This window comes from Modestobacter versicolor, assembly GCF_014195485.1.
Classification (GTDB): domain Bacteria; phylum Actinomycetota; class Actinomycetes; order Mycobacteriales; family Geodermatophilaceae; genus Modestobacter; species Modestobacter versicolor.
In genome coordinates, this window is sequence record NZ_JACIBU010000001.1 from 2,281,816 (window position 1) to 2,305,645 (window position 23,830).

26 protein-coding genes are annotated in these 23,830 nt (G+C 73.3%); 18 read left to right on the forward strand and 8 right to left on the reverse strand.

What is annotated here, in order from left to right:
- Position 1: 1 nt before the first annotated feature.
- The 8 genes from FHX36_RS11165 to FHX36_RS11200 all read right to left on the reverse strand — a co-directional run bounded on the left by FHX36_RS11165 (position 2) and on the right by FHX36_RS11200 (position 6,560).
- A complete protein-coding gene (locus FHX36_RS11165; RefSeq protein WP_110554148.1) occupies positions 2–760 on the reverse strand; it encodes a hypothetical protein in 759 nt (252 codons plus the stop codon).
- The gene (locus FHX36_RS11170; protein WP_110554147.1) at positions 757–1,095 is read right to left on the reverse strand and encodes a hypothetical protein; all 339 of its coding nucleotides are present in this window, start codon (positions 1,093–1,095) and stop codon (positions 757–759) included. The genes FHX36_RS11165 and FHX36_RS11170 overlap by 4 nt, the downstream gene beginning before the upstream one ends.
- 267 nt (positions 1,096–1,362) lie before the next feature.
- Positions 1,363–2,502 (reverse strand): sigma-70 family RNA polymerase sigma factor, encoded by a 1,140-nt coding sequence (locus tag FHX36_RS11175; protein WP_246405459.1) that lies wholly within the window; start codon positions 2,500–2,502, stop codon positions 1,363–1,365.
- A gap of 99 nt (positions 2,503–2,601) precedes the next feature.
- On the reverse strand, positions 2,602–3,171 hold the full coding sequence (locus FHX36_RS11180) for a hypothetical protein (RefSeq protein WP_246405461.1): 570 nt from the start codon (positions 3,169–3,171) through the stop codon (positions 2,602–2,604).
- Positions 3,172–3,299: 128 nt separating this feature from the next.
- Entirely contained in the window at positions 3,300–3,563 is a 264-nt protein-coding gene (gene csrA / locus FHX36_RS23520; RefSeq protein WP_110551983.1) for a carbon storage regulator CsrA, read from the reverse strand.
- Positions 3,564–3,707: 144 nt separating this feature from the next.
- Positions 3,708–4,640: a flagellar hook-associated protein FlgL gene (flgL, locus tag FHX36_RS11190; protein ID WP_110551984.1), complete on the reverse strand. Its 933-nt coding sequence runs from the start codon at positions 4,638–4,640 to the stop codon at positions 3,708–3,710.
- A gap of 4 nt (positions 4,641–4,644) precedes the next feature.
- A complete protein-coding gene (flgK, locus tag FHX36_RS11195) occupies positions 4,645–6,075 on the reverse strand; it encodes a flagellar hook-associated protein FlgK (protein WP_110551985.1) in 1,431 nt (476 codons plus the stop codon).
- Positions 6,072–6,560, reverse strand: a complete 489-nt coding sequence (locus tag FHX36_RS11200; protein WP_110551986.1) for a flagellar protein FlgN — start codon at positions 6,558–6,560, stop codon at positions 6,072–6,074. Before FHX36_RS11200 ends, flgK begins: the two co-directional genes overlap by 4 nt.
- Positions 6,561–6,770: 210 nt before the next feature.
- Between FHX36_RS11200 and FHX36_RS11205 the strand changes: the two genes are divergently transcribed.
- The 18 genes from FHX36_RS11205 (at position 6,771) to FHX36_RS11290 (ending at position 23,786) form a co-directional block, all read left to right on the forward strand.
- Positions 6,771–7,682, forward strand: coding sequence for a sigma-70 family RNA polymerase sigma factor (locus FHX36_RS11205; protein ID WP_258372686.1), 912 nt, complete (start codon positions 6,771–6,773; stop codon positions 7,680–7,682).
- A 114-nt stretch (positions 7,683–7,796) separates the two neighbouring features.
- Positions 7,797–9,050, forward strand: coding sequence for a flagellin N-terminal helical domain-containing protein (locus FHX36_RS11210; RefSeq protein ID WP_110551988.1), 1,254 nt, complete (start codon positions 7,797–7,799; stop codon positions 9,048–9,050).
- A 119-nt stretch (positions 9,051–9,169) separates the two neighbouring features.
- Positions 9,170–10,441, forward strand: coding sequence for a flagellin N-terminal helical domain-containing protein (locus tag FHX36_RS23525; RefSeq protein ID WP_110551989.1), 1,272 nt, complete (start codon positions 9,170–9,172; stop codon positions 10,439–10,441).
- A 212-nt stretch (positions 10,442–10,653) separates the two neighbouring features.
- Positions 10,654–11,925 (forward strand): flagellin N-terminal helical domain-containing protein, encoded by a 1,272-nt coding sequence (locus FHX36_RS23530; RefSeq protein WP_110551990.1) that lies wholly within the window; start codon positions 10,654–10,656, stop codon positions 11,923–11,925.
- A gap of 101 nt (positions 11,926–12,026) precedes the next feature.
- Positions 12,027–13,403, forward strand: a complete 1,377-nt coding sequence (fliD, locus tag FHX36_RS11225) for a flagellar filament capping protein FliD (RefSeq protein WP_181428744.1) — start codon at positions 12,027–12,029, stop codon at positions 13,401–13,403.
- Between the two features lie 42 nt (positions 13,404–13,445).
- Complete coding sequence (fliS, locus tag FHX36_RS11230; protein WP_110551992.1) at positions 13,446–13,832, forward strand: flagellar export chaperone FliS; 387 nt, start codon at positions 13,446–13,448, stop codon at positions 13,830–13,832.
- Positions 13,829–14,215, forward strand: a complete 387-nt coding sequence (locus FHX36_RS11235; RefSeq protein WP_110551993.1) for a hypothetical protein — start codon at positions 13,829–13,831, stop codon at positions 14,213–14,215. The genes fliS and FHX36_RS11235 overlap by 4 nt, the downstream gene beginning before the upstream one ends.
- A gap of 256 nt (positions 14,216–14,471) precedes the next feature.
- On the forward strand, positions 14,472–14,819 hold the full coding sequence (gene flgB / locus FHX36_RS11240) for a flagellar basal body rod protein FlgB (protein WP_220035918.1): 348 nt from the start codon (positions 14,472–14,474) through the stop codon (positions 14,817–14,819).
- Between the two features lie 2 nt (positions 14,820–14,821).
- Positions 14,822–15,226 carry a flagellar basal body rod protein FlgC gene (locus tag FHX36_RS11245; protein ID WP_110551994.1) on the forward strand — a complete coding sequence of 135 codons (405 nt, stop codon included), beginning with the start codon at positions 14,822–14,824 and terminating at the stop codon, positions 15,224–15,226.
- A gap of 2 nt (positions 15,227–15,228) precedes the next feature.
- Entirely contained in the window at positions 15,229–15,570 is a 342-nt protein-coding gene (fliE, locus tag FHX36_RS11250; protein WP_110551995.1) for a flagellar hook-basal body complex protein FliE, read from the forward strand.
- Positions 15,570–17,129, forward strand: a complete 1,560-nt coding sequence (fliF, locus tag FHX36_RS11255) for a flagellar basal-body MS-ring/collar protein FliF (protein ID WP_110551996.1) — start codon at positions 15,570–15,572, stop codon at positions 17,127–17,129. Before fliE ends, fliF begins: the two co-directional genes overlap by 1 nt.
- Positions 17,130–17,258: 129 nt before the next feature.
- A complete protein-coding gene (gene fliG, locus FHX36_RS11260; protein WP_110551997.1) occupies positions 17,259–18,332 on the forward strand; it encodes a flagellar motor switch protein FliG in 1,074 nt (357 codons plus the stop codon).
- On the forward strand, positions 18,316–19,197 hold the full coding sequence (locus FHX36_RS11265; protein ID WP_183513742.1) for a FliH/SctL family protein: 882 nt from the start codon (positions 18,316–18,318) through the stop codon (positions 19,195–19,197). Before fliG ends, FHX36_RS11265 begins: the two co-directional genes overlap by 17 nt.
- Positions 19,194–20,510 (forward strand): FliI/YscN family ATPase, encoded by a 1,317-nt coding sequence (locus FHX36_RS11270; RefSeq protein WP_110554395.1) that lies wholly within the window; start codon positions 19,194–19,196, stop codon positions 20,508–20,510. Before FHX36_RS11265 ends, FHX36_RS11270 begins: the two co-directional genes overlap by 4 nt.
- The gene (locus FHX36_RS11275) at positions 20,507–20,965 is read left to right on the forward strand and encodes a flagellar export protein FliJ (protein WP_183513743.1); all 459 of its coding nucleotides are present in this window, start codon (positions 20,507–20,509) and stop codon (positions 20,963–20,965) included. The genes FHX36_RS11270 and FHX36_RS11275 overlap by 4 nt, the downstream gene beginning before the upstream one ends.
- Positions 20,953–21,903, forward strand: a complete 951-nt coding sequence (locus FHX36_RS11280; protein WP_220036138.1) for a transglycosylase SLT domain-containing protein — start codon at positions 20,953–20,955, stop codon at positions 21,901–21,903. Before FHX36_RS11275 ends, FHX36_RS11280 begins: the two co-directional genes overlap by 13 nt.
- The gene (locus FHX36_RS11285; RefSeq protein ID WP_183513744.1) at positions 21,900–23,321 is read left to right on the forward strand and encodes a flagellar hook-length control protein FliK; all 1,422 of its coding nucleotides are present in this window, start codon (positions 21,900–21,902) and stop codon (positions 23,319–23,321) included. The genes FHX36_RS11280 and FHX36_RS11285 overlap by 4 nt, the downstream gene beginning before the upstream one ends.
- Before the next feature lie 15 nt (positions 23,322–23,336).
- A complete protein-coding gene (locus tag FHX36_RS11290; RefSeq protein ID WP_110553442.1) occupies positions 23,337–23,786 on the forward strand; it encodes a flagellar hook assembly protein FlgD in 450 nt (149 codons plus the stop codon).
- Positions 23,787–23,830: the final 44 nt, after the last annotated feature.

Genomic DNA, 23,830 nt, shown 5'->3' on the forward strand with positions numbered 1-23,830 from the left:
GTCAGGCCCAGCCGAGGTCGGCGACCGCGCGCCACGGCAGGGTCGCGCAGGCGTCGGTGGCCTCGGCCACCAGCCGGCGGGCCACCGGCGCCTCGGCGCAGGCGACCGGGCGGTGCGGGGTGACCACCAGGTGGGCGTCGCGCAGCGGCAGGCCGCGGCGGGCGAGCTGGGCGAGCAGCGCCTCGGGCCGGACGAGCACGGCGCTGTCGATGCCGGCGGCGTCGGTGGAGGTCCACAAACCCACCGGGCCCTCGACCTGCAGCTCGCCTTCGACGACGGCGGCCCGGCCCAGCGCGGCGGAGCGGGTCTGGTGCACCGAGGGCAGGGTCGCGGTGCGCGAGGGCCGCCACGGGACGACGAGCGCGTCCCGCACGACGACGACGCGCCAGCCCAGCGTGGCCTGCCGGGTGTCGGTCCAGTCCAGGACGGCGATGCCCGAGGCGGCGGCGACGCGGTCGGGCACCGGGCGGCGGGCGAGCCACGCGGTCAGCGCGGTGCCCACCCCGTCGGAGGTGGCGGCGACCCGCGCGCGGGTCATCTCGACGGCCAGCTCGCCCAGCAGCACGCGGGTGCGGCGGCCGGTGTCGTCGAGCACCAGCATCGGGCCGCGCACGCCGTCCAGGACCGACAGCTCGACGTCGGGCCCCAGCCCGGCCGGGTCCAGCCGGTCGACGGCCGCGCGCAGGTCGGGGACCCGCACCTCGGACCGGTGCAGCCGCTGGAGCAGCCCGGCCGGGGCGCCGAAGAGCGCCTCGCTCATGCGCTGCGTCCCCCAGTCAGCGCCTCCCGGGCGACCGGGGCCAGGCCGGGCAGCGACAGCACGCTGGCCAGCTCGACGGCCGACAGCCGGACCGGGACGACGTCGGCGCCCCAGCCGGTGGCCCGGCGGACGCGCGCGGTGGGTGCCGGCCAGACGACCTCGCGTGCCGCGGCCACGTGCAGCTCGGTGAGCACCTCGGCGAGGTGCACGGCGGCGACCGGGTGGACCGGGGCGCCGTCGAGGGCGGCCTGCACGGCGCGCTCCACCTCCTGGCGGTCACCGGCGCTGAGCCAGTGCGGGACGAGGACGGCCTGCGCCGGGTCGTGGACGCTCATGCCCGGGCCGTCCGGCGGAGGGCGCCGGAGGTGCTCCGCGGGCCCGTCGGACGGCCGGTCGCCGCGAGGCGGCAGAGGCGGTCCGGTGCGGTCACAGGGAGGGTATCGGCAGGCCGGGGGCCCAGTGGACCCGTAGCGGCGCTCAATTGTGGGCTCGTCCCCCGGCCCCTGGACGACGACGGCCCGCCCTCCTCGCCCGGTCGTGCCGGGGAGGAGGACGGGCCTCGTGACGCGCTGGGACGGCCCCGCTGCGGGGGCCCGCCGCCGCTAGCCGGCGAGCTCGGCGAGCCGCTCCTTGAGGGCCTTCTCGGCGCGGTCGGCGTGCACGTTCATGTTGCGCACCGAGGTGCCCAGGTCGGCCGACAGCTGGGTCTTGGTCTGCCCGCCCCAGGTGGTGAGGTACCAGGTGGCCCAGCCCAGCACGTTCGGCTGGGCGGCCCGCTGGTCGCGGCGGGCGGTGGGGTCGGGGGCGCAGGCGGCGGTCAGTGCGTGGGAGAGCAGGGTCTGCTCCGCCTCGCCCATGATCTCGTCGGGCACCTCGGAGCTGTCCGGGAGCACGAACTCGACCGCGTCGGCCCCGCCGTCCAGCGACTGCAGGTTCCGCAGCCCGTTGAGCGTCGCGACGGTCTGGGAGTTGCGGCGCAGCGTGGCGACGCTCTGCCCCATGTAGGCGGCGAGCTCCTTCTCGCTGGGCCGGCGCTGGTGCTCGGCGGTGAAGGCGGCGATGGCCTTCTGCTGCTTGTTCTCCGTGTCCGCGGCGGTGCGCCCGTAGGCGTTGCGGCCCAGGTCGTGCACCCACTTGGACAGCTGGGTGGCGAGGAAGGCGCCGAACGGGACGCCCTTGGACTCGTCGTAGTGCGAGACGGCCTTGAGCACCCACTCGGCGACCTGCTGGTCGATGTCGTCGTTGTCGGGCAGGTGCAGCCGGATCGTCGACATGTTGCGCTGCAGCCGCTTGAGGCTGACCCGGCAGTAGTGCCGGCACAGGTCGGCGAGGAACGCCGGCGGCAGGTCGCGCGGGGCGCGGCGGCGGACGCCGGCCTCCGGGCGCAGCCCGACGGTGGTGTAGCCCTCGGCGGCGCACCAGCCGCGGACGAGCGCGGCGAGCGTCTCGCCCGAGCCCGGCGCGCCGTCGACGCGGTACAGGCCGTCGCCCTCGTCGTAGGTGACCGTGACGCCGGCCGGCAGGGCGCGCCGGAAGGCGTCCAGCGGCAGCTCGCGGTCGGTGCGGAAGTGCACCCGGTCCAGCGGGGCGATGGGCGCGAGCGTCCAGCCCTCGGCCTCGGGGATGCCCCCGAACACGAGCGGCTCGCGGAGGCGGCGCTCCTCGGCGGCGGCCTGGGCGGCAGCGCGCGGGGTCTGGTCGGCGGGGGCGATGGGCTGGGCGGCGAGGATGTTCTCGGACACCGGTCCTCCTGGGGGAAGTGCAGGTGGGCGGAGTGGGCGTGCGGGGTGCCGGGGGGCCGGCGGGCAGCTGCGGGTCAGGGCACCCGGGCTGCCGGTGCCTCAGACGAGGGCGGCGACGGGGGTCTCGCGGACGACGCCGGAGGGCGTGCGCGGCGAGGGGATGCGCGGGGCCGGGACGCGCGGCGCGGGGGTGCGCGGGCGGGGCGTCTCGGCGGCCTCGAGGACACCGGCGGCAGCGGCGCGCTCGGCCTCGCTGGGCTCGCCGACGTAGACCGGCATGTAGTCGTACAGGTCGGTGAACAGACCGTCGACGAAGGCGTAGGCGGCCTGGGCCTGGTCGGAGAACTTGGCGATCAGCTCGCGGGGGCCCAGCTCGACGCCGACCGTCACGCGGACCACCCGGTCGTCACCGCTCAGCCCGGTGAGGGCGAAGGGGACGGTGTCGTGCCGGGTGGCCAGCGCGGCGAGCGCGGCGAGGCAGCGGCGGGTCGAGGACCGGCGCGGCCGGAGCTGCACGTGGACGACGACGGTCTCGGGGTACACCGACGCGGGGCACACCGGCTCGAGGGCGTCGACGGCCGCGAGGTGCTGCAGCTCGTCGTTGCCGGACGTGTCGACGCGGAGGTTCACACCGGTGGCCGACTCGAGTGCGCGTGCGCTGAGTTCCATGTTCGTCTCCCCCTGTAACCGTGGCGCTGTGGGGAGAGACTTGCGCACTAACGAAGGTGCCAACGGCGAGACTCGCCGTCCTGTGACTAGTGAGGCGTACGAGTCGAGCGGTTATTGAGCCGTATCAGTCACGGTGTTGTCACATCTTGCTGAGGAGCGGGGTCGGACGCTGGTGCGAATGCTGCCAAGGCGCCCAGCGCGTCGGCAGCCACCTCGGCAGCGAGGCTGTTGGCCTCGGCGATCTGCCGGTAGACCTCCTCGCGGTGGATGGTCACCTCGCGGGGGGCCTTGAAGCCCAGCCGCACGGTGCCACCGCGGACCTCGACGACGTAGACCTCGATGTCCTCGCCGATCCGGATGCTCTCGCCGACGCTGCGGGTGAGTGTGAGCACTGGTACCCCTCCATGGGTTCGTGTGAGCCGTCCGTGGCATCGCCCCGCCCGGTGGCGGGGCCGGTGCGGGTCCACCCGGGTGGACCCGCCCCTGCTCTTCCTTCTCGGCAGGAGGGGCCCGGAATCGGGCCCCCTGCCGGCTGGTCAGCGCAGGAAGTCCAGCAGCGTCGGCTGGATCGCCTTCGCGGTGGCCCCCAGGGCCGCCTCGTAGCCGGTCTGCTGCATCTGCAGGTTCATGATCGTCTTGGCCAGGTCGACGTTCTCGATGTCGGCTGACCTGCTGGTGAGCGTCAGCTGGAGGTCGGCGTTGACCTGCTTGGCCGTCTCCATCCGGTTGGTCCGGGTGCCGATGTCGGTGGCCGCCTTCAGCATGCCGCCGAGCGCGGCGTCCAGCGCGGTCATGTCCGCGGCCAGCTTGGCCGGGTCGTTGACCACGTGGTCGGCGATGTCCCCGACGATCTGGAACAGGTCCCGGGTGACCGGGGTGACGCCCGCCGCGCTGGTGACCCCGAACGCCTCCAGCCCGGTGATGTCCACCCGGATGGTGTCGCCCTCGGCGACCTGCCGGTTGACCATGACCGTCGTGTCCAGCGGTCCGGCGGGCGCCCGGAACCCGACGTACGCGCCGGTGGCCGGGTCGTAGGCCGTGGTGCCGCTGGTGACGCCGCCGAAGACCGGGTGCCCCTGCACCTGGGTGTTCGCCAGGCCGAGGAGGCTCTCGCGGATGCCGCGGACCTCGGTCGCGATGGCCGAGCGCGCGGCCTCAGACAGCGCACCGTCGTTGGACCCGGTCAGCGCCCGGTCCTTGACCGTGTGGACCTGGGCGATCATGTTCTGCAGCGTCGAGTCGGTGATGTTCAGGACGCCGAGCCCGTCGGAGATGTTGCGCGCGTGCTGCGTCGCGCCGGCGATCTCCTGCCGGGTCTGCATCGCCGCGTTCGTCCCCGTCGGGTCGTCCGAGGGCTTGTTGATCGTCCGGCCCGAGGTCAGCTGCTGCTGCAGTTTGCTGATCGCGGCGAGGTTCTGGTTCAGCCCCTGCAGGCTGGTGGTGGCGACCGAGCGCTGGGTGATCCGCATCAGGTCACAGCCCCACTCGGCCGGTGCGGTTGATCAGCACGTCGAGGGTCTCGTCGATCGTGGTGATCATGCGGGCCGCCGCGGAGTACGCGTGCTGGAACTGCAGCATGTTCGTCATCTCCTCGTCGAGGTTCACCCCGGAGACCGACTCGCGGGAGGCGTCGACCTGGCTGGCGATCACCGTCTGGGTCTGCAGGCTGCTGGTGGCCACCGACGCCTCGACGCCGAGCGACACGATCAGCTGCCGGTACACCGTCGCGGCACCGCCGCTGGCGTTCTGCAGCTTGCTGATGGCCGCCGCGTTGCTGCCGTCCGAGGTCGGCCCCGGTCCGACGGCCGCCGCGGCGAGCTTGGCGGGGTCGGTGATCCGCAGCGTGAGGTTGCCCGCCGTGATGGCCGTGGTGCTGACCGGCAGCGTGCCGGAACCGTCGTCGAACATCGCCTCGCCGGCGACGCCCTTCTTGTCGTAGCCGGCCTGGTGGGCGGTGTTGAACTCGACGGCGATCTGCTGGGCGACGGCGTCCAGCTGGCCCTGGAAGCGCGGGATCGTGTCGGTGAGGGCGGTGATCTTCCCGCCGGCGGTGCCACCGACGGCGACCGGCGTGCCGCCCGGGTCGGTCACGAAGCGAGGCTTGTCGGTGCCGGCGCCCGCCAGGTCGAGGCTGCCGAGGACCTTCAGGCCGGTGGTCGAACCACCGGAGACCAGCGTCGAGCCGGCGACGACCACGTTCACCTGGCCGAAGTCACCCGGGGACGAGGTGGCGCCGATGGCGGCCGACAGCTCGAGCACCAGCCCGTCGCGCTTGTCGGCCAGCTCGTTCACCGGCAGGCCGGCCTGGGTGGCCCGCTTGATCGCGGTGTTCAGGCCGGCGATGGAGGCGGCCTTGGCGTTCACGTCCTGGGCGAGGGAGGTCAGGCTGTCCCGCGTCTGGGTCCACTGCTTGTCCAGGTTGGTGCTGGTGGTCCGCAGCTCGGCGACCAGGCTGGCGGTCGACTGCAGCACCGCAGTGCGCGCGCCGTCGGTGGTCTGGTCGTTCGGGTGGTTCGCGACGTCGCTCCAGGCCGAGAACACGGCGGTCAGCTTGGCCTGGATGCCCGTCGTCCCCGGCTCTCGGAACGCCTGCTCGATCTGCGCCAGGGTGTCGTCGGCGACGGTGAGCCGGGCGGTCGCCCCGCCCTCGGTCTGGGCGCGGCCCTCGAGGAAGGCGTCCCGGATCCGGATGACCTGGTCGGCGTTGACCCCCCCGCCGACCTGGTCGCTGATGGCGTACAGCGCCGGGACGGCGTTGCCACCGACCGACTGCAGCTCGGCCCGCTGCCGCGAGTAGCCGACCGTGTTGACGTTGGCGATGTTCTGACCGGTGACGTCCATGCCGCGCTGCTGCGCCCAGAGCGCGGTGCGGGCGGTGTTCAGGCCACCGAAGGTCGAGCTCACAGGGCACCGTCCAGGGTGACGGAGCGGTAGGCGTTGCCCGAGGCCCGGCCGCTCTGGGTGTAGGTGCCGGCCGTGGCGGCCGGCTGCGAGGAGGTCAGGGCGTCGTTGATGACGGCCAGGCCGCTCTCGATGAGCTCCTTGTTGGCGTCGGAGAGGCCGCGCAGCTCGGTGACGAGCACGAGCAGCGCCTCGTGGTGCTTGGCGTAGAGGTCGTTCCACGGCGCCGGCGCGGAGTCCGCGAGCTGGCGGAGGGAGGGGTTGGCGTCGAGCCCGAGGCGACCGGCGATCTGCTCGGTGGCCGCAGCGCGCTCGACCTCGAGGGTGCGCAGCTGCTCCAGGACCACCTCGATCTCGTGCGCGATCCGAGCCAGCCACCGGCTCTTGCCGGTGAGGATCAGGTACTGCTTCTCCTCGGCCTTGAACAGCAGGAGGTCGAGCAGTTCCTGCTCCCGCCAGAGCAACGTCGACAGGTGCTGGTGGTCCATGCCGGCCGCCTTTCCGTCGTCGTGTGCAGCCCGTCGTGCGGGCCTCGGCCCGCCGGGGTCCGGCGAGCGCTGTCGATCTCCCATCGGCACGGCGCGGCGCCCGATCAAGCCGAGAGGCCCAGGGGGCTCGCCGAAGATTCTCCGGCGCCGACGGTCCGGTGCGGGCCGGAACCCGCCGAGACAGGGGGTGTGACCCCAGCGAGCCCCGCCGTGAGTGAGCGCCGACAGCCCGACGTCGACGCGCTGGTGACCACCCATCTCCCGCTGGCCCAGTTCGCGGTGAACGCGGTGGCATCCCGCATCTCCCTGCCCAGCCACGTGAGCCGCGACGACCTGCTGTCCTGCGCGAGCGTCGCGCTGGTCGAGGTCGCCCGCCGGTTCGACCCGACCGCCGGCGCCAGCTTCGCCACCTACGCACTCCCGCGCCTGCAGGGGGCCGTGCTGGACGAGCTGCGCTCCGGTGACTGGGCCAGCCGCTCGGTCCGCGCCGCCGCCCGGCGGACCGACGCCGCCACCGACGCGCTCACCATCACGCTGGGGCGCCCGCCGACGAAGGAGGAGCTGGCGGCCAGCCTCGGCGTCGCGCGCTCGGAGCTCGACTCGCTCCAGATCGACGTCCACCGGGCCGTGATGGTGAGCATCGACGCCGAGACGGGTGCCGACGGCGGGTCGCTCGACCTGCCCGACGCCGGCGACTCCCCGGAGCGGGCGCTGCTGCGCAGCGAGCGGGTCCGGCACCTGCACGAGGCGATCCGGGCCCTGCCCGACCGGCTCGACGAGGTCGTGGAGCGCAACTTCTTCGGCGACGAGTCGCTGACCGACATCGCCGACTCCCTCGGCGTCACGCTCTCCCGGGTCTCCCAGATGCGCGCCCGCGCGCTGACCCTGCTGCACGCGGCGATGAGCGAGGTGTGGGACGGCACCGCGGTGCCGGCCGACGGTGGGGTGCGCGCCCGCAACCAGCAGCGCGCCTACATCGACCGGGTCGCCGCCCGCCAGCTCGCCGGCCGCAGCCCCGTGCCCGCCGCCGTCCCCCCGCCGTTCCCGGTGCCGCAGCCCCGACCGCGCCCGCGGCACGGCTGGCAGCTCCCGGAGCGGAAGGCCGCCGCGCAGACCGCCTGAGGCCTCCTTCCCGGTTCGGGTTGACACCGGGCCTCTTGGAGCCGTTGGAGAGACCGGTCCCACCGCACGGACGCGGTGGGCGAAGTCCCCGCCAACGGTCCACGGAGGGCCCGTATGAGCCTGGTCGTCACGACCAACGTCGCCGGGATGAACTCCCAGCGCGCCCTGTCGATCGCCGATCGGCAGCTCACCACCTCACTGGAACGACTGTCCTCGGGCAGCCGGATCAACCGCGCCGCCGACGACGCCTCCAACCTGGCGATCTCGGAGGGGCTGCGGGCTCAGATCGGCGGGTTCCGGGTCGCGCTGCGCAACACCCAGGACGGCATCTCGGTCCTGCAGACCGCCGAGGGGGCGCTCACCGAGACGCAGGGCATCCTGCACCGGATGCGCGATCTGTCGGTGCAGGCGGCCAACGCCGGCAGCCTGGACGACGACGCCCGGGGCAACCTGCAGTCGGAGATCGGGCAGCTGCGCAACGAGCTGGACCGGATCGCCGGCACCACGTCGTTCAACGGGCGGAAGCTGCTCGACGGCGGGTACCGGACCGTCTTCCACGTGGGCGCCGACGCCGGCCACACGATCGCCGTCGACCTCGGTCGCGGCACGAGCGCAGCGGCGCTGGGCGTGGACGGCATCGACGTCACCGGGCCCGGCCGCTACGGCCCCGGCGCGGTGACGCTGTCCACCGCAGCCGCACCCGGCACGGCCGCCGTGCTCACGATCGCCGCGGCCGGCGGGTCGGCGGGCTTCAGCGGGGGCACCGGCGGCGTCTCGGCGTACACCGACCTGGACGGCACGATCAGCGTCGGCGGCAGGTCCTTCGACCTGGCCTCGGTGCGCTACGACACCGCCGCGGACACCGACGGCAACGGGACCCGGGACGCCGCGGACCTGCTCGCCCAGCTCAACCGGGCCGCCATCGTCGCGCTCGGGCTCACCTCCCCTCCGTTCAGCAGCCCGACCCCCGGCACCCTGGCCTTCGCCGTGGCCGAGCCGCTGCCCGGGCACACCGGCACCGCCGGGGCCCCGCTGAGCGCTTCGGCCGCCGACCTGGCCCGGTCGACACCGACGTTCACCGCGGCCGGCGGTGCCTCCCGGGCGCTCACCGCGATCGACGCCGCGATCGAGCGGATCTCGACGGTGCGGGGCGACCTGGGCGCGGTGCAGAACCGGCTGGAGCACAACATCGCCAAGCTCGGGGTGGCGCTGGACAACACCGCGGCCTCGGACAGCCGGATCCGGGACACCGACATGGCCACCGAGATGACCGCCTTCACCCGTACCCAGATCCTTAGCCAGGCCGGCACCGCGATGCTCGCCCAGGCGCACGCCGCTCCTCAGGGGGTGCTGAAACTGCTGGTCTGACCGGGCTCCCCCCAACGAGGGACTCTCCGGAAAGTGCTCAAGGAACTCTGGGACGGCGCCGTTGAGAGGGCCAGAGCCCACCGCACGGATGCGGTGGGACCCCGTCCTTGGAGGAACACATGGGTCTGTCCGTGAACAACAACATCGCGGCGATGAACTCGTACCGCAACCTGTCGGCGACCGACAGCCAGATGAGCAAGTCGCTGGAGAAGCTCTCCTCCGGCTTCCGCATCAACCGCGCCGCCGACGACGCGGCGGGCCTGGCCATCTCCGAGGGCCTGCGCTCGCAGATCGGTGGCTTCAAGGTCGCCGTCCGCAACACCCAGGACGGCGTCTCGGTCGTGCAGACCGCTGAAGGTGCGCTCACCGAGACGCACAAGATCCTGCAGCGCATGCGCGACCTGTCGGTGCAGGCCTCCAACGAGGGCTCGCTGAACGCCGACGCCAAGAAGAACATCCAGTCCGAGATCGGCCAGCTCAAGTCCGAGCTGAACCGCATCGCCGACACCACGACGTTCAACGGCAAGAAGCTGCTCGACGGCAACTACGCCACCACCTTCCAGGTGGGTGCCAACTCCGGTGAGACCATCGCGGTCAACATCGGCACGGCCATGGGCGCTGCCGGCCTCGGCGTCAACGGCGTCGACGTCACCGGGACCGGTGCCTACGCCACCGGTGCCAGCGGCACCTCGGCGGCCGGCACCGCGGTGCTGACCACCGCCGCCAGCGACACCGCCAACGCCGCGATCACCTTCTACCAGGCCGACGCCACCCGGGACTTCGCCGCAGCCAGCGGCGGCAGCACCTACTCCGTGGAGGCCTTCCGCGGGCTGGACGGCACGCTGAGCTTCGGTGGCAAGACCTTCGACCTCGGCTCGGTGCAGTACGCCGACGCCGACACCGCCACCGAGGCGCTGGGCAAGCTGAACAAGGCCGCCGCCGACGCCTTCGGCCTGGCCGACACCGCCACGCCGTTCGCCGTCAGCGCCGACGACACCGACCTGGTCTTCACCACCCCGATCAACGTCACCGGCTACACCGATGGTGGCGGCGCGATCGACGCCACCGCGGCCAGCCTGGCCAAGGCGACGCCGACGTTCACCTCGGGCACCGGTGCCTCCGCGGCGATCGACGACATCGACAAGGCGATCAAGCAGGTCTCCACCACTCGCGCCGACCTGGGTGCCATCCAGAACCGGTTCGAGCACACCATCAGCAACCTCAACGTCGCCGTCGAGAACCTGACCGCCTCGGAGAGCCGGATCCGCGACACCGACATGGCCCAGGAGATGACGAACTTCACCCGTTCGCAGATCCTGACCCAGGCCGGCACCGCGATGCTGGCCCAGGCCAACCAGGCTCCGCAGGGCATCCTCCGCCTGCTGGGCTGACCCGCCTGAGCACCTGAACACCCGGTGAGGGGGACGGCCCCCGGGGCCTCCCCCTCACCGGCGTGCCCGTGGTCCTCCGGTCGACCGGGCGCCGAAAAACAGTCGCCCGTTCGGGTCAAGACCGGCCTCGTCCCAGCCGTAACAGGGAGAGCAACACCCCGCAGCACGGATGCAGCGGATGTCCCTGTAGGCCCCGTCCAAGGAGGATCACCATGGGTCTGAGCGTCAACAACAACATCGCGGCGATGAACTCGTACCGCAACCTGTCGGTCACCGACAGCCAGATGAGCAAGTCGCTGGAGAAGCTCTCCTCCGGCTTCCGCATCAACCGCGCCGCCGACGACGCGGCGGGCCTGGCCATCTCCGAGGGCCTGCGCTCGCAGATCGGTGGCCTGAAGGTCGCCGTCCGCAACACCCAGGACGGCATCTCGGTCGTGCAGACCGCTGAAGGTGCGCTCACCGAGACGCACAAGATCCTGCAGCGCATGCGTGACCTGTCGGTGCAGGCCTCCAACGAGGGCTCGCTGAACGCCGACGCCAAGAAGAACATCCAGTCCGAGATCGGCCAGCTCAAGTCCGAGCTGAACCGCATCGCCGACACCACGACGTTCAACGGCAAGAAGCTGCTCGACGGCAACTACGCCACCACCTTCCAGGTGGGTGCCAACTCCGGTGAGACCATCGCGGTCAACATCGGCACGGCCATGGGCGCTGCCGGCCTCGGCGTCAACGGCGTCGACGTCACCGGGACCGGTGCCTACGCCACCGGTGCCAGCGGCACCTCGGCGGCCGGCACCGCGGTGCTGACCACCGCCGCCAGCGACACCGCCAACGCCGCGATCACCTTCTACCAGGCCGACGCCACCCGGGACTTCGCCGCAGCCAGCGGCGGCAGCACCTACTCCGTGGAGGCCTTCCGCGGGCTGGACGGCACGCTGAGCTTCGGTGGCAAGACCTTCGACCTCGGCTCGGTGCAGTACGCCGACGCCGACACCGCCACCGAGGCGCTGGGCAAGCTGAACAAGGCCGCCGCCGACGCCTTCGGCCTGGCCGACACCGCCACGCCGTTCGCCGTCAGCGCCGACGACACCGACCTGGTCTTCACCACCCCGATCAACGTCACCGGCTACACCGATGGTGGCGGCGCGATCGACGCCACCGCGGCCAGCCTGGCCAAGGCGACGCCGACGTTCACCTCGGGCACCGGTGCCTCCGCGGCGATCGACGACATCGACAAGGCGATCAAGCAGGTCTCCACCACCCGCGCCGACCTGGGTGCCATCCAGAACCGGTTCGAGCACACCATCAACAACCTCAACGTCGCCGTCGAGAACCTGTCGGCGTCCGAGAGCCGGATCCGCGACACCGACATGGCCCAGGAGATGACGAACTTCACCCGTACGCAGATCCTGACCCAGGCCGGCACCGCGATGCTGGCCCAGGCCAACCAGGCTCCGCAGGGCATCCTGAAGCTGCTGGGCTGATCCACCCGCACCACCTGAACACCCGGTGAGGGGGGAGGCCCTCGGGCCTCCCCCCTCGCTGCACTCACCGTCCCGAGCACCGGAGGAACCCCATGGCAGGCATGAGCGTGAGCACCGGCCTGATCTCGGGCATCGACTACAGCACGATGATCACCCAGCTGATGCAGGTCGAGGCGAACCCGCAGAGCCTGCTCAAGAACCAGCTGACCGCCACCAAGTCCGACGCCACCGCCTACCGCGCGGTGAACACCCGGTTCGAGACGCTGCGCTCCGCCGCGGCCGCGCTCACCGCGGACACCGCCTGGACGGCGGTCAAGGCCAGCAGCAGCAACGCCAGCGTCGCCGCCAGCGCCGGCGCCACCGCCGTCGGCGGGTCGGTGACCTTCACGGTCAAGCAGCTGGCCACGGCGCACTCTGAGATCAGCGACCAGGCCTGGACCGGCACCGACCAGGCGTTCGGTGCCGGCACGTTCACGTTCACGCCCAAGGGCGGCACGGCCACCGCCATCGCGATCCCCACGACGAACGCCGGCGGCGCCACCCTCGCCGACGCCGTGGCCGCGATCAACGCCAGCGACAAGGGCCTCACCGCCGCCGCCGTCCGGGTCAAGGACGGCGAGTACCGCCTCCAGGTGACGGCCAAGGCCACCGGCGAGAAGGCCTCCTTCGTCGTCGGCGACGACACCGCCTGGAAGACCGCGGTGACCGGCCAGGACGCCAAGCTCACCCTCGGCGAGCTCGCGCTGGAGGTCTCCAGCGACACCAACACCTTCACCGGTCTGATGGCCGACACCAGCATCACCGTCAGCAAGACCGGCGAGACGGCCACGGTCGGCGTGACCAAGGACCCCAGCAGCGTCACCACCAAGGTCAAGGCCCTGGTCGACGCGGCCAACAACATGCTGCAGGCGGTCACCGACTACACCGACCCGGAGAACGACGCCGCCCTGCTGAAGGGCGACAGCACGCTGCGCAGCCTGGCGAACAAGGTGCTCGACGTCTTCTCCGGCGGCGTGGGCGGCGTCTCGGCGTCCAGCCTCGGCGTGAAGCTCACCAGGGACGGGAAGCTCGAGTTCGACTCGGCGGCCTTCACCGCCAAGATGGCCAGCGACCCCGCCGCGGTCAAGGACCTGCTCACCCGGAAGACGATCGTCTCGCCGGGCGCGGACCTGATCAGCGGCAACGCCGACGACGTCACGTCCCCCCTCGGCTTCGCGGCGAAGCTGGAGGCGCTGGCCAAGGGCGCCTCGGACACCACCACCGGTTCCCTGGTGCTGCTGGCCAAGAGCCAGGACGCCCTCGCCACCGACCTGCAGACCCGGATCGACAACTGGGACACCCGGCTGGCGCTCCGCAAGTCCTCGCTGACCGCCCAGTTCACCGCCATGGAGAAGGCGCTCGGCACGATGCAGAACCAGGCCTCGTGGCTGAGCTCGCAGATCGCCGGGCTGCCCTCCTGGTCCAAGTCCTCCAAGTAGTCCTGACCCCGCTGCCGCGTCTTCCCCTGGAGCCCCGTACCGATGAGCACCGCTTCCCTCCGCGCCCGCTACCTGGGCGACACGGTCACCACCGCCTCCCCGCAGCGGCTGCTGGTCATGCTGTACGACCGGCTGGCCCTCGACCTCGAGCGGGCACAGATGGCGCTGACCGAGGGCGACCGCGAGACCGGCACCGCCCAGCTCACCCACGCCCAGGACGTCGTCTTCGGCCTGCTGGAGAGCCTGCAGGTCGACGCCTGGGACGGCGCTCCCCGGCTGGCCGCGCTCTACAACTGGCTGATCTCCGAGCTCGGGCACGCCATCACCAAGGGCGACCTCCGCCGGGTGGCCGACTGCCGCAAGATCGTCGAGCCGCTGCGTGACGCCTGGCGGGAGGCTGCTGCCTCCCTCGCCTCGAGCCCGGCATGACCGGCGGCGGCACCTCCGGCGGCTCCGCGCGCAACCGGGTCGGGGACTTCCCCACCCTGGTCGGCGAGGCGCGGAACTGGCCGGCGGTGCTCAACGCCCTCGAGGGCGACGTCTACGAGGCCGAGGAGACCCTGGCCCGCGGCCGGGCCGAGGAGATCGCGGCCTGGGGACGCCGGCACACCGACTGGATCCCGCCGAGCAACCTCGGCCCGCTCCCCGACGACCTCCGCGAGCGCGCCGCCCGGTTGCTCCAGCACCAGCTGGCCGTCGCCGAGGCGCTGGTCGAGAAGATCACCCAGAGCCAGAAGCAGCGCGACGTCGCCGCCCGGATGTCCTACGCGCCCACCAGGCCGGTCGCCTCGTTCATCGACCGGGCCCTGTGACTGGCCTCACCCCGCAGTCCCCCGTCCCCGGGTCGAAGCCCCCGCTTCGACCCGGGGACGATTGCGTTGTGTGACCTCGTGCGCACGTTCGGGTGCAGATGGTCATGATCGGACCGCCGGGTGCCGATGACATGCCTGCACGGAACGCACCATCTCGCCACGGATCGGCGGCCCCTCACACTCCCAGGTTCCCCTGGGGGTGCGCCCCGCCGTCCCCGGAGGTACACGTGCTCCGTCGCTCCCTGCCGAGCGTCCGGTGATCACCGACTCGACCATGACGGCGCTGCACGCGTCCCTGACCGGTCTGCAGCAGCGTCAGCGGGTCACCGCCGACAACATCGCCAACGTCCAGACGCCGGGCTTCCTCGCCGGCCGGGTCGACTTCGAGTCGACGCTGGAGTCCGAGATCGCCAACGGCCAGGTGCCCGCGGTCGGCCAGCGCGCGGTCACCCGCTCGATGGACCCGACCCGGACCGACGGCAACAACGTCAACCTGGACACCGAGACGATCATCCAGACCGAGACCGGCCTGCGGTACCAGCTGGCGATCAGCGCCCTCGACGGCAAGTACTCGCTGCTGCGCTCTGCCCTGCGGACGCAGTGACCATGAGCACCTTCGACACGCTGCGCATCGGTGGGTCCTCGCTGTTCGTCCACCGCAAGTGGATGGACGCCGTCTCGGACAACATCGCCAACATCAACACCGTCGCCGCCCCCGGCGAGGACGCGTTCCAGGAACGCATGATCGTCGCCGAGGCCGTCCAGTACGGCTCCGGCCAGGGCGGGGTGCGGGTCGCCCGCAACGAACTGGGCAGCGCCGAGGGCCGGATGGTCTACGAGCCGGACAACGCGCTCGCCGACGACGAGGGGTACGTCCGCTACCCCGACATCGACCTGGGCGACCAGATGACCCAGCTGCTCATGGCGCAGCGCGGCTACCAGGCCAACCTCTCGACCATCAGAGCAGCCACCGAGGCCTACCAGCAGGCCCTCCAGCTCGGGAAGGGCTGACCATGACCTCGCCGATCAGCGGCATCTCCTTCGGCATGCCCAGCGCGGGCATCGCCGGGGTCACCGACGTCGCCGGTGTCGCCGGCGCCGCCAACGCCTCGGCGGTCCCGTCGGTCTCCGGCGACGGCGGCTTCGCCGCGATCCTCACCGGCCAGATCGACGGTCTCAACGCCGTGCAGGGCACCGCCGACTCCCTCGCCCTCCAGGCGGCCACCGGCGACCTGCAGGACGCCCACGACTACATGATCGCCAGCGCTGAGGCCCGGCTGGCCACCGACACCGTGGTCACCCTCAAGAACTCGGCGGTCCAGGCCTTCACCGAGATCATGAGGATGCCGATCTGATGCCCGCAGCCCTCGCCGGCCCGCTGAACCGGGTCAAGACCCTCCTGTCGACGATCAGCCTCGGCCAGAAGATCGTCATCGGCCTGCTCCTCGCCGGGCTGGTCCTCGGGGGCTTCATGTTCACCCGCTGGATCACCGCGCCGACGATGACGCCGCTGTTCAGCAACCTGGCCTCCGCCGACGCCTCGGCGATCGTCGAGGAGCTCAACGCCGAGGGCGTGAGCTACACCCTCGCCGACGGCGGCCAGACGATCATGGTCGCCAACGAGCGGGTCTACGACCTGCGCCTGGCGATGAGCGGCAAGGGCCTGCCGGCCGGCAACGAGTCCGGGTACGCGCTGCTCGACGAGCAGGGCATCACCACCAGCGAGTTCCAGCAGCAGGTGTCCTACCAGCGGGCGCTGGAGGGCGAGCTGGCCAACACCCTCAAGGCGCTGGACGGCGTCAACGCCGCCGTCGTCCACATCGCGCTGCCCAAGGACGAGGTGTTCGCCACCGACGAGGGCAAGCCGACCGCCTCGGTGCTGCTGGACCTGGCCCCGGGCACCTCGCTCGGCGGCGAGCAGGTGCAGGCGGTCACCCACCTGGTCTCCTCCAGCATCGAGAAGATGGACCCGGCCGACGTGACCGTGGCCGACTCCACCGGCGCCGTGCTCTCCGCGGCCGGCGAGGGCGTGTCCGGTGCGGCCACCGACGCCCAGTCGCAGCAGGAGCAGGAGTACGAGGCCCGGCTGGCGGCCAACGCGCAGTCGATCCTGGACACCGTCGCGGGCCCCGGCAACGCCAAGGTCTCCGTGCGGGCCGACCTGGACTTCTCCCAGCGCGACACCACCAGCGAGAGCTACACCTACAACGAGGGCACCCCGGCGCTGTCGGAGACGACCACCACCGAGACCTACACCGGCACCGGCTCGGCCGTCGGCGGCGTGCTCGGCGCGGAGGACACCGCGACCACCGGGTCCGGGGACTCCAGCTACGACAAGAACTCGACCACGTCGAACAACGCCGTCGGCAAGACGGTCGAGGTCGTGCAGGGTGCACCGGGTGCGATCAACCGGCTGACCGTCTCCGTGGTCATGGACGACGCCAGCGCCGGCGCGCTCAACCAGCAGCAGATCCAGGCGCTGGTCGGCAACGCGGTCGGCCTGGACGTCGCCCGCGGCGACGCCATCACCGTCGCCTCGATGGCCTTCGACACCACCGCCGCCGAGCAGGCCGCCGCGGAGCTCAAGGCGGCCGAGGAGGCCGAGAAGACCGCCCAGATGTGGTCGATGATCAAGACCGGTGGCATCGCGCTCGGCATCGCCCTGCTCGTGCTGATCGTCTGGCTGCGCTCCCGGCGCGGCCGCGAGGAGTACGAGGAGCTCGAGGACGACGAGCCGGTCGAGTACGAGCGGATCCAGGTGGAGAGCGTCCGCGACCCGGAGCTCGACGACCGCCAGGCCAAGCTCGAGTCGGCCAAGCGCGAGCGGGTGCGCGGCGAGATCTCCGAGATGGTCAGCGAGCGCCCCGACGAGGTCGCCACCATGCTGCGCGGCTGGTTCGCGGAGTCCAAGTGACCGGCGGGCCCTGGCGCCCGCACCGCACGTGAGTCCGGCACCCCGGGGCCGCACCCTGCCGGGTGCGGCCCCGGACTGCCGATGGAGTAGCTGGGCGCCGGTGGCGTCCGAGGACGAGGAGAACGAACAGTGAGCATCGCCAGCGTCGAGCAGCTCGTCGGTGTGCCGGCCCAGCGGTCGGCGCAGGTCGCCGTCCCGCGCAAGGAGCTCCCCGGCATCCGCAAGGCCGCGGTGCTCCTCGCCCAGCTCTCCAAGGAGGAGGCCGGCGCCGTGCTCGCGCAGCTGCGCCCCTCCGAGGTGGAGAAGCTGACCGGTGAGCTCATGCGCTTGGAGAACGTGGACGGCGGCGACGTCGACGACGTGCTCACCGAGTTCCACGCGCTGATGAACGCCCGGCGCTTCGTCGGCACCGGCGGTGTGGAGTTCGCCCGCGAGGTGCTCGCCGCCGGCCTGGGCGAGGAGCGCGCCGACGGCATCCTGTCCCGGCTCAACGTCGTCTACACCGAGCTGCCCTTCGCCTCGCTGCGCAACAGCGACGTCCGGCAGCTGGTCACCTTCCTCAAGGACGAGCACCCGCAGGTCGTCGCGCTGGTGCTCGCCCACCTGCCCGCGCCGCAGTCGGCCGAGGTGCTGTCGGGCTTCCCGCCGGACCAGCAGGCCGACGTCGCCTACCGGATCGCGATGATGGACCGCACCGCCCCGGAGATGGTCCGGATGGTGGAGGAGGAGCTGGGCCGCCGGATGGGCTCGCTGCTCGCCTACCAGGACATGGCCACCGTCGGCGGCGTCGAGACGCTGGTCGAGATCATCAACCGCTCCTCGCGGCCCACCGAGCGCTCGATCCTGGAGTGGCTGGAGAACAGCGACCCCGAGCTCGCCGAGCGGATCCGCTCCCAGATGTTCGTCTTCGAGGACATCGTCACCATCGACGACCGGTCGCTGCAGCTGGTGCTGCGCGACGTCGAGGCCAACGACCTGGCCACCGCGCTCAAGGGCGTCCGCCAGGACGTCCGGGACAAGGTGGTCCGCAACCTCTCCGAGCGCGCCGGGGAGAACCTGCTCGAGGAGATGGAGCTGCTCGGCCCGGTGCGCACCCGCACCGTCGAGGAGGCCCAGGCCAAGGTCGTCGCGGTCATCCGCACGCTCGAGGAGCAGGGCGCGCTGACCATCTCGCGGGGTGGTGAGGATGACTTCGTCGCCTGACGCCTCCCCCCGGGAGACCCTGCTGCTGCGCGGGGCACCCGCCGCCGGCGCCGTGCCCTACCAGCGCGCCGCGAGCGCCCCGGTGTGGGGCCGCCGGTCGGACCGCTCGCCGGCCGACGACGTCGTGACCCCGATGCCGGTGGCCGCCCCGCCGCCGCCGGCCCCGGCACCGCGGTCGGCCGCCGGCACCCCGGCACCGCACCTCCCGCCGGCCGCTGCCGCGGCGGCCGGCACCGTCCTGGACACCGGCAGCAGCCGGGCCGAGGCCGCCGCCGGTCGCGCCGGCCTGCGGCTGGGCGACGTCTACGCCGAGCAGCTCGGCCGGCTCCGCGAGGAGGCCCGCCGCGAGGGCTGGGCGGCCGGCCACGCCGAGGGCCTGGTCGCCGCCGAGCGGGTCGTCGCCGCCGCCGAGCAGGCCGCCGAGGAGCGGCTCGCCACCGTGCAGGCCCGCTGGGAGCGCCGCCTGGCCTCGGCGACCGCCGCGATGGGCGCCGCCGTCGAGCGGCTGGACGCCACCGCCGCACCGGTCGTGGACGAGATGCGCGACAGCATCCTCGACTCGCTGCTGGTGCTGGTCGGTGACCTGCTGGGCCGGGAGCTGGCGATGGCCGCCTCCCCCGGCCTGGACGCGCTGCAGCGGGCGCTGACCCTCTGCCCCGGCGACGTGCCGGTCGTCGTCCGGTTGCACCCGGACGACCTGGCCGAGGTGCCGGCGGAGGCGCTCGCGCAGCTGCCCGCCTCGGTCACCGTGGTCGGCGACGACGCCGTCGAGCGCGCCGGGGCCCTGGCCGAGGCGGGCAACCAGCGCGTGGACGCCCAGCTCGGCGCCGCCCTGGAGCGCGTGCGCGCGGTGCTCCGCTCGTGACCGCGCTGGACACCCGGGACCTGCTGGACCGGGCCCGCGCCGCGGCCCGCCCGCAGCTCACCGGGATCGTCACCGGTGCCATGGGCCTCACGCTGACCGCCGAGGGCGTCTCCGCCGCGGTCGGCGACCTGGTCGACGTCAGCACCGACAGCCGGCAGCTGCTGGCCGAGGTGGTGGCGGTGCAGAAGGAGCGGCTGACCTGCATGCCGCTGGGCGACCTGTCCGGCGTGCGCGCCGGCGCCCGGGTGCGGGCCACCGGCATGCCGCTGCAGGTGCCGGTCGGCGAGGCGCTGCTGGGCCGGGTGCTCGACGGCCTGGGCCGGCCGATGGACGGCGGTCCCCCGCTGGGCTCGCAGGTGCGCTACGTCGACCTGACCAGCGAGACCCCCAACGCGCTCACCCGCGCCCGGGTGCAGCGGCAGCTGGCCACCGGCGTCCGCGCCCTGGACACCCTCGTCCCGGTCGGCCGGGGCCAGCGCCTGGGCATCTTCGCCGGCTCCGGCGTGGGCAAGTCGACGCTGCTGAGCCAGATCACCCGCGGCACCGACGCCGACATCCGGGTCATCGGGCTGATCGGCGAGCGTGGCCGCGAGGTCCGCGAGTTCCTCGAGGAGGACCTCGGCCCCGAGGGGATGGCCAACACCGTCGTCGTCGTCGCCACCTCCGACGAGCCGCCGCTGGTGCGGCTCAAGGCCGCCTTCGTGGCCACCCGGATCGCCGAGGGCTTCCGCGACCAGGGCCGCGACGTGCTGCTGATGATGGACTCGATCACCCGGACGGCGATGGCCCAGCGCGAGGTGGGGTTGTCCGCCGGCGAGCCGCCCGCCACCCGCGGCTACCCGCCGAGCGTGTTCGCCATGATGCCCAAGCTGCTGGAGAAGGCGGGCACCTCGACCACCGGCTCGATCACCGGGCTCTACACGGTGCTGGTGGACGGCGACGACCACAACGAGCCGATCGCCGACACCGCCCGCTCCATCCTCGACGGGCACGTGGTGCTCACCCGCAAGCTCGCCACCGCCGGTCACTTCCCGGCCATCGACGTGCTCGAGTCGATCTCCCGGGTCGCCACCGCGGTGGTGCCCGCACCGCAGATGACCGACGCCCGCGAGGTCCGCCGGATGATGGCCGCGCTGCGCGACGTCCGCGAGCTCATCGAGATCGGCGCCTACCAGTCCGGCAGCGACCCGCTGGTCGACCGCGGCCGCCGCCTGGTGCCGCAGATCGACGCGTTCCTGCGGCAGTCGACCGACGACCTGACGACCCCCGGTGAGGCGTTCGCGCGCCTGCACGCGATCGCGACGGCCGCGTGAGGCAGCCGGCCTTCCGGCTGGAACCGGTGCTGCGGGTGCGCCGGAACGAGGAGCGCGCCGCCGCCCTCGCGGCGGCCGCCGCGGCCCGCGAGGCGACCGAGGCGCACGAGCGCGCCGAGCGCGACGCCGAGGCGCTAGCCGTCCGCCGCCCCCCTGCCTCGAGCACCGGAGCCGGTTTCGTGGCCGCGATGGTCGCGTCGGCCGCTGCGGCTGCCGATGTGTCAGCTGCACGGGCACTCGCCGTCGCCCGGGCCGAGCAGGCCGAGCTGGTGCGTGAGCGGTGGACCGCCGCCGCGCAGCGCACCAAGGGCCTCGAGCGCCTGAAGGAGCGGCACGAGGCAGACCTGCGCCGGGCCGCGGACGTGGCCGAGGCACGGGTCGTCGACGACCTGGTCACGCGCCAGCACGGGGCCAGCAAGCGAGAGAGGGAGGAGGGGCAGAGGTGGACGGACTGATGGCGGTGCAGAGCCGGATCGGGCAGATCCAGGCGCGCTTCATGGTGCCTCCCACGACCAACGCCTCCTGGGCGCGCGCCGCGTCGGCCGCCGGCCTCACCACCCCCACCTCGGCGACGAGTGCGACGGCGGGCCTCGCGGCCACCGGCACCGGCGCGGAGGTCGTCGGCGCGGCGACCAAGTACCTCGGCGTGCCCTACAAGTGGGGCGGCACCGACCCGGCGACCGGGCTGGACTGCTCCGGTTTCACCCAGCGGGTCTACGCCGACCTGGGCATCAGCATCCCGCGGACGTCGTCCCAGCAGGCCACCGCCGGCCGCCCGGTCGCCTCGCTCGCCGAGGCCCAGCCCGGCGACCTGGTGTTCTTCGACAACTCGTCGTCCCGGAGCGGCATCGACCACGTCGGGCTCTACATCGGTGGCGGCAAGATGATCGCCGCCCCGCAGGAGGGCGAGGTGGTCAAGGTGCAGGACGTCGGCAACCCGACCCTCATCCGCCGCGTCCTGCCCGACGGCGCGCGGCCCACCACCGCCGCGGCCTCCGCCGGCAGCAGCCTGGCCGGGGTGCCCTACGCCGACCTGTTCAGCCAGGCCGGGGCCAAGCACGGCATCAGCCCGGCGCTGCTCGCCGCGGTCGCGAAGACGGAGTCCGGCTTCAACAGCGCGGCGGTCTCCTCCGCGGGCGCGACCGGCCTCATGCAGTTCATGCCCGGCACCGCGAAGGGCCTGGGCGTCGACCCGACCGACCCGGCGTCCTCGATCGACGGTGCCGCCCGCTACCTCAGCAGCCTGACCCGGCAGTTCGGCTCGACCGAGCTGGCGCTGGCCGCGTACAACGCCGGGCCCGGCACGGTCCAGCGGTACGGCGGCATGCCGCCCTACGCCGAGACCACGTCCTATGTCCAGAAGGTGACCAGCGCCGCGGAGGCCTACTCATGACGACTCCCACCTCGATGCCGGTGATGCCGGCGGTGGGGCGCTCGACCGGCAGCCCCTCCCGGCCCGGCGCCGGTGACCGGGGCCCGGCCTTCGCCAGCGCCCTGGACGACGCCCTGACCGGCGGCCGCACCCCGTCCCGCGTCCCCGACCGCGCCGCCGACCGCGACCGCGGCAGCGACCCGGTGGCCGGGCGCGGGTCCGCCCGTGCCGCGGACCGCGCCGCCGACCGGGCCGTCGAGCGCTCGTCCGACCGGTCGGCCCTGCGCCGCCCAGCGACCGACGCGCCGGCCGACGAGGCCGCGAAGCCGGAGCCCGGCACGACCAGCGAGGAGCCGGCCGAGGACGTGACCGCGACCGCGACCCCCACCACCCCCGTCGTCGTCCCGCCGGGCCTGTGGGCGCTGCTGGCCGCCGCCGCCCCGCTGACCACCGACGCGGGCACCGACACCGCCACGGCGGCAGCCGGGCTGATCGGCGCCGTCACCGGCACCGGCACGCCGGCCGCCACCGTGCCCGGCACCGCACCGGTCACCGCCGCCACCCCGGTCCTGCCCGGCCTCCTGCCGGAGACCCCGGTCGTCGCCGTGACCCCGCAGCAGGCCTCCCCCGCGCCGGCCGTCACCGCGGCTGCGACCGCGCTGGCCGACGCCGCCGGGCTCACCCTCGTGCTCGACCCGGCGTCCGCCCCGGCCGTCCCCGCGGCGCCGGCCACCCCGGCCACCGGCCCGGTCGCCGGCGTCCCGCTGCTGCTCCCGGCCGCCGTGCCGGCGGACGCCTCCGGCGCCGGGGCCGACGGCTCGGCCGACGGCGCCCCGCTGAGCGCGCCGGCCGCGACCGAGGTGCCCGCGGCCGCCGACACCGACAGCGTCTTCACCCTCGCCGGCCCGGCTCCGGCCGCCCCCGGCGCCCCGGTGACCGCAGCCGCCGCAGCCGCACCGGCCGGCGGCGAGCCCGCGGTCGCCGAGCAGCTCGGCCGGCAGATCGCGGTGCTGCGCAACGCCCCGGACGGCAGCCAGACCATGACCGTCGTCCTGCGGCCGGAGAGCCTCGGCGAGGTGACGGTCGCGGTGACCGTCACCGACGGGAAGCTGGACCTGGTGCTGCACGGCGCCCAGGAGGCCGGGCGGCACGCCCTGCGCGAGGCCCTCCCCGAGCTCCGCCGCGACCTGGAGGCCGCCGGGCTGTCCTTCGACAAGCTCGAGGTCGACACCTCCACCCGCGACGGCGGCCCCGGCTCGCGCACCGCGCAGCAGCAGCTGCTCGACGCCCGCGCCGGCCAGCAGGGCGGCTCCGGCCAGCCCGGCCAGCAGGAGCCCCGCCCCCGCACCTGGGGCGCCGCACCCGACCGCCTCGGTGAGGGCGGCTCCGCCCTGACCGCCGACCAGTCCGCGTCAGCCGGCGTGGACGTCCGTGTCTGACCAGGAGACCGCTCGATGACCACCCCGATCGGCACCGTCGGCACGCCGACCACGACCGCCACCACCTCGGCGACCCGCAACGACCAGATGGGCAAGGACACCTTCCTCAAGCTCCTGGTCGCCCAGATGCGCTACCAGGACCCCAGCAACCCGACCAGCAGCAGCGAGTTCATGGCCCAGACGGCGACCTTCACCCAGGTGGAGAAGCTCGAGGAGATCGCCTCGCAGAACCGCGAGCTGCTCACCCTGCAGCGATCGCTCAGCGCCGGCGCGCTGGTCGGCAAGCACGTCGCGTACACCGCCGACGACGGCACCACGGTGACCGGCGCGGTCTCCTCGGTCGTCGTCACCAGCGGCAGCGAGCCCCGCGCGATCGTCGGCGACAAGGCCGTCCCGCTCGGCCGCATCACCGAGATCACCCTCCCCGAGGTCGACGCCCCGGCCACGGGCACCCCCGCCAGCTGACCCCGGCGTCCCCCGACTCCTGCACTCCCCCACCCCACCCGAGG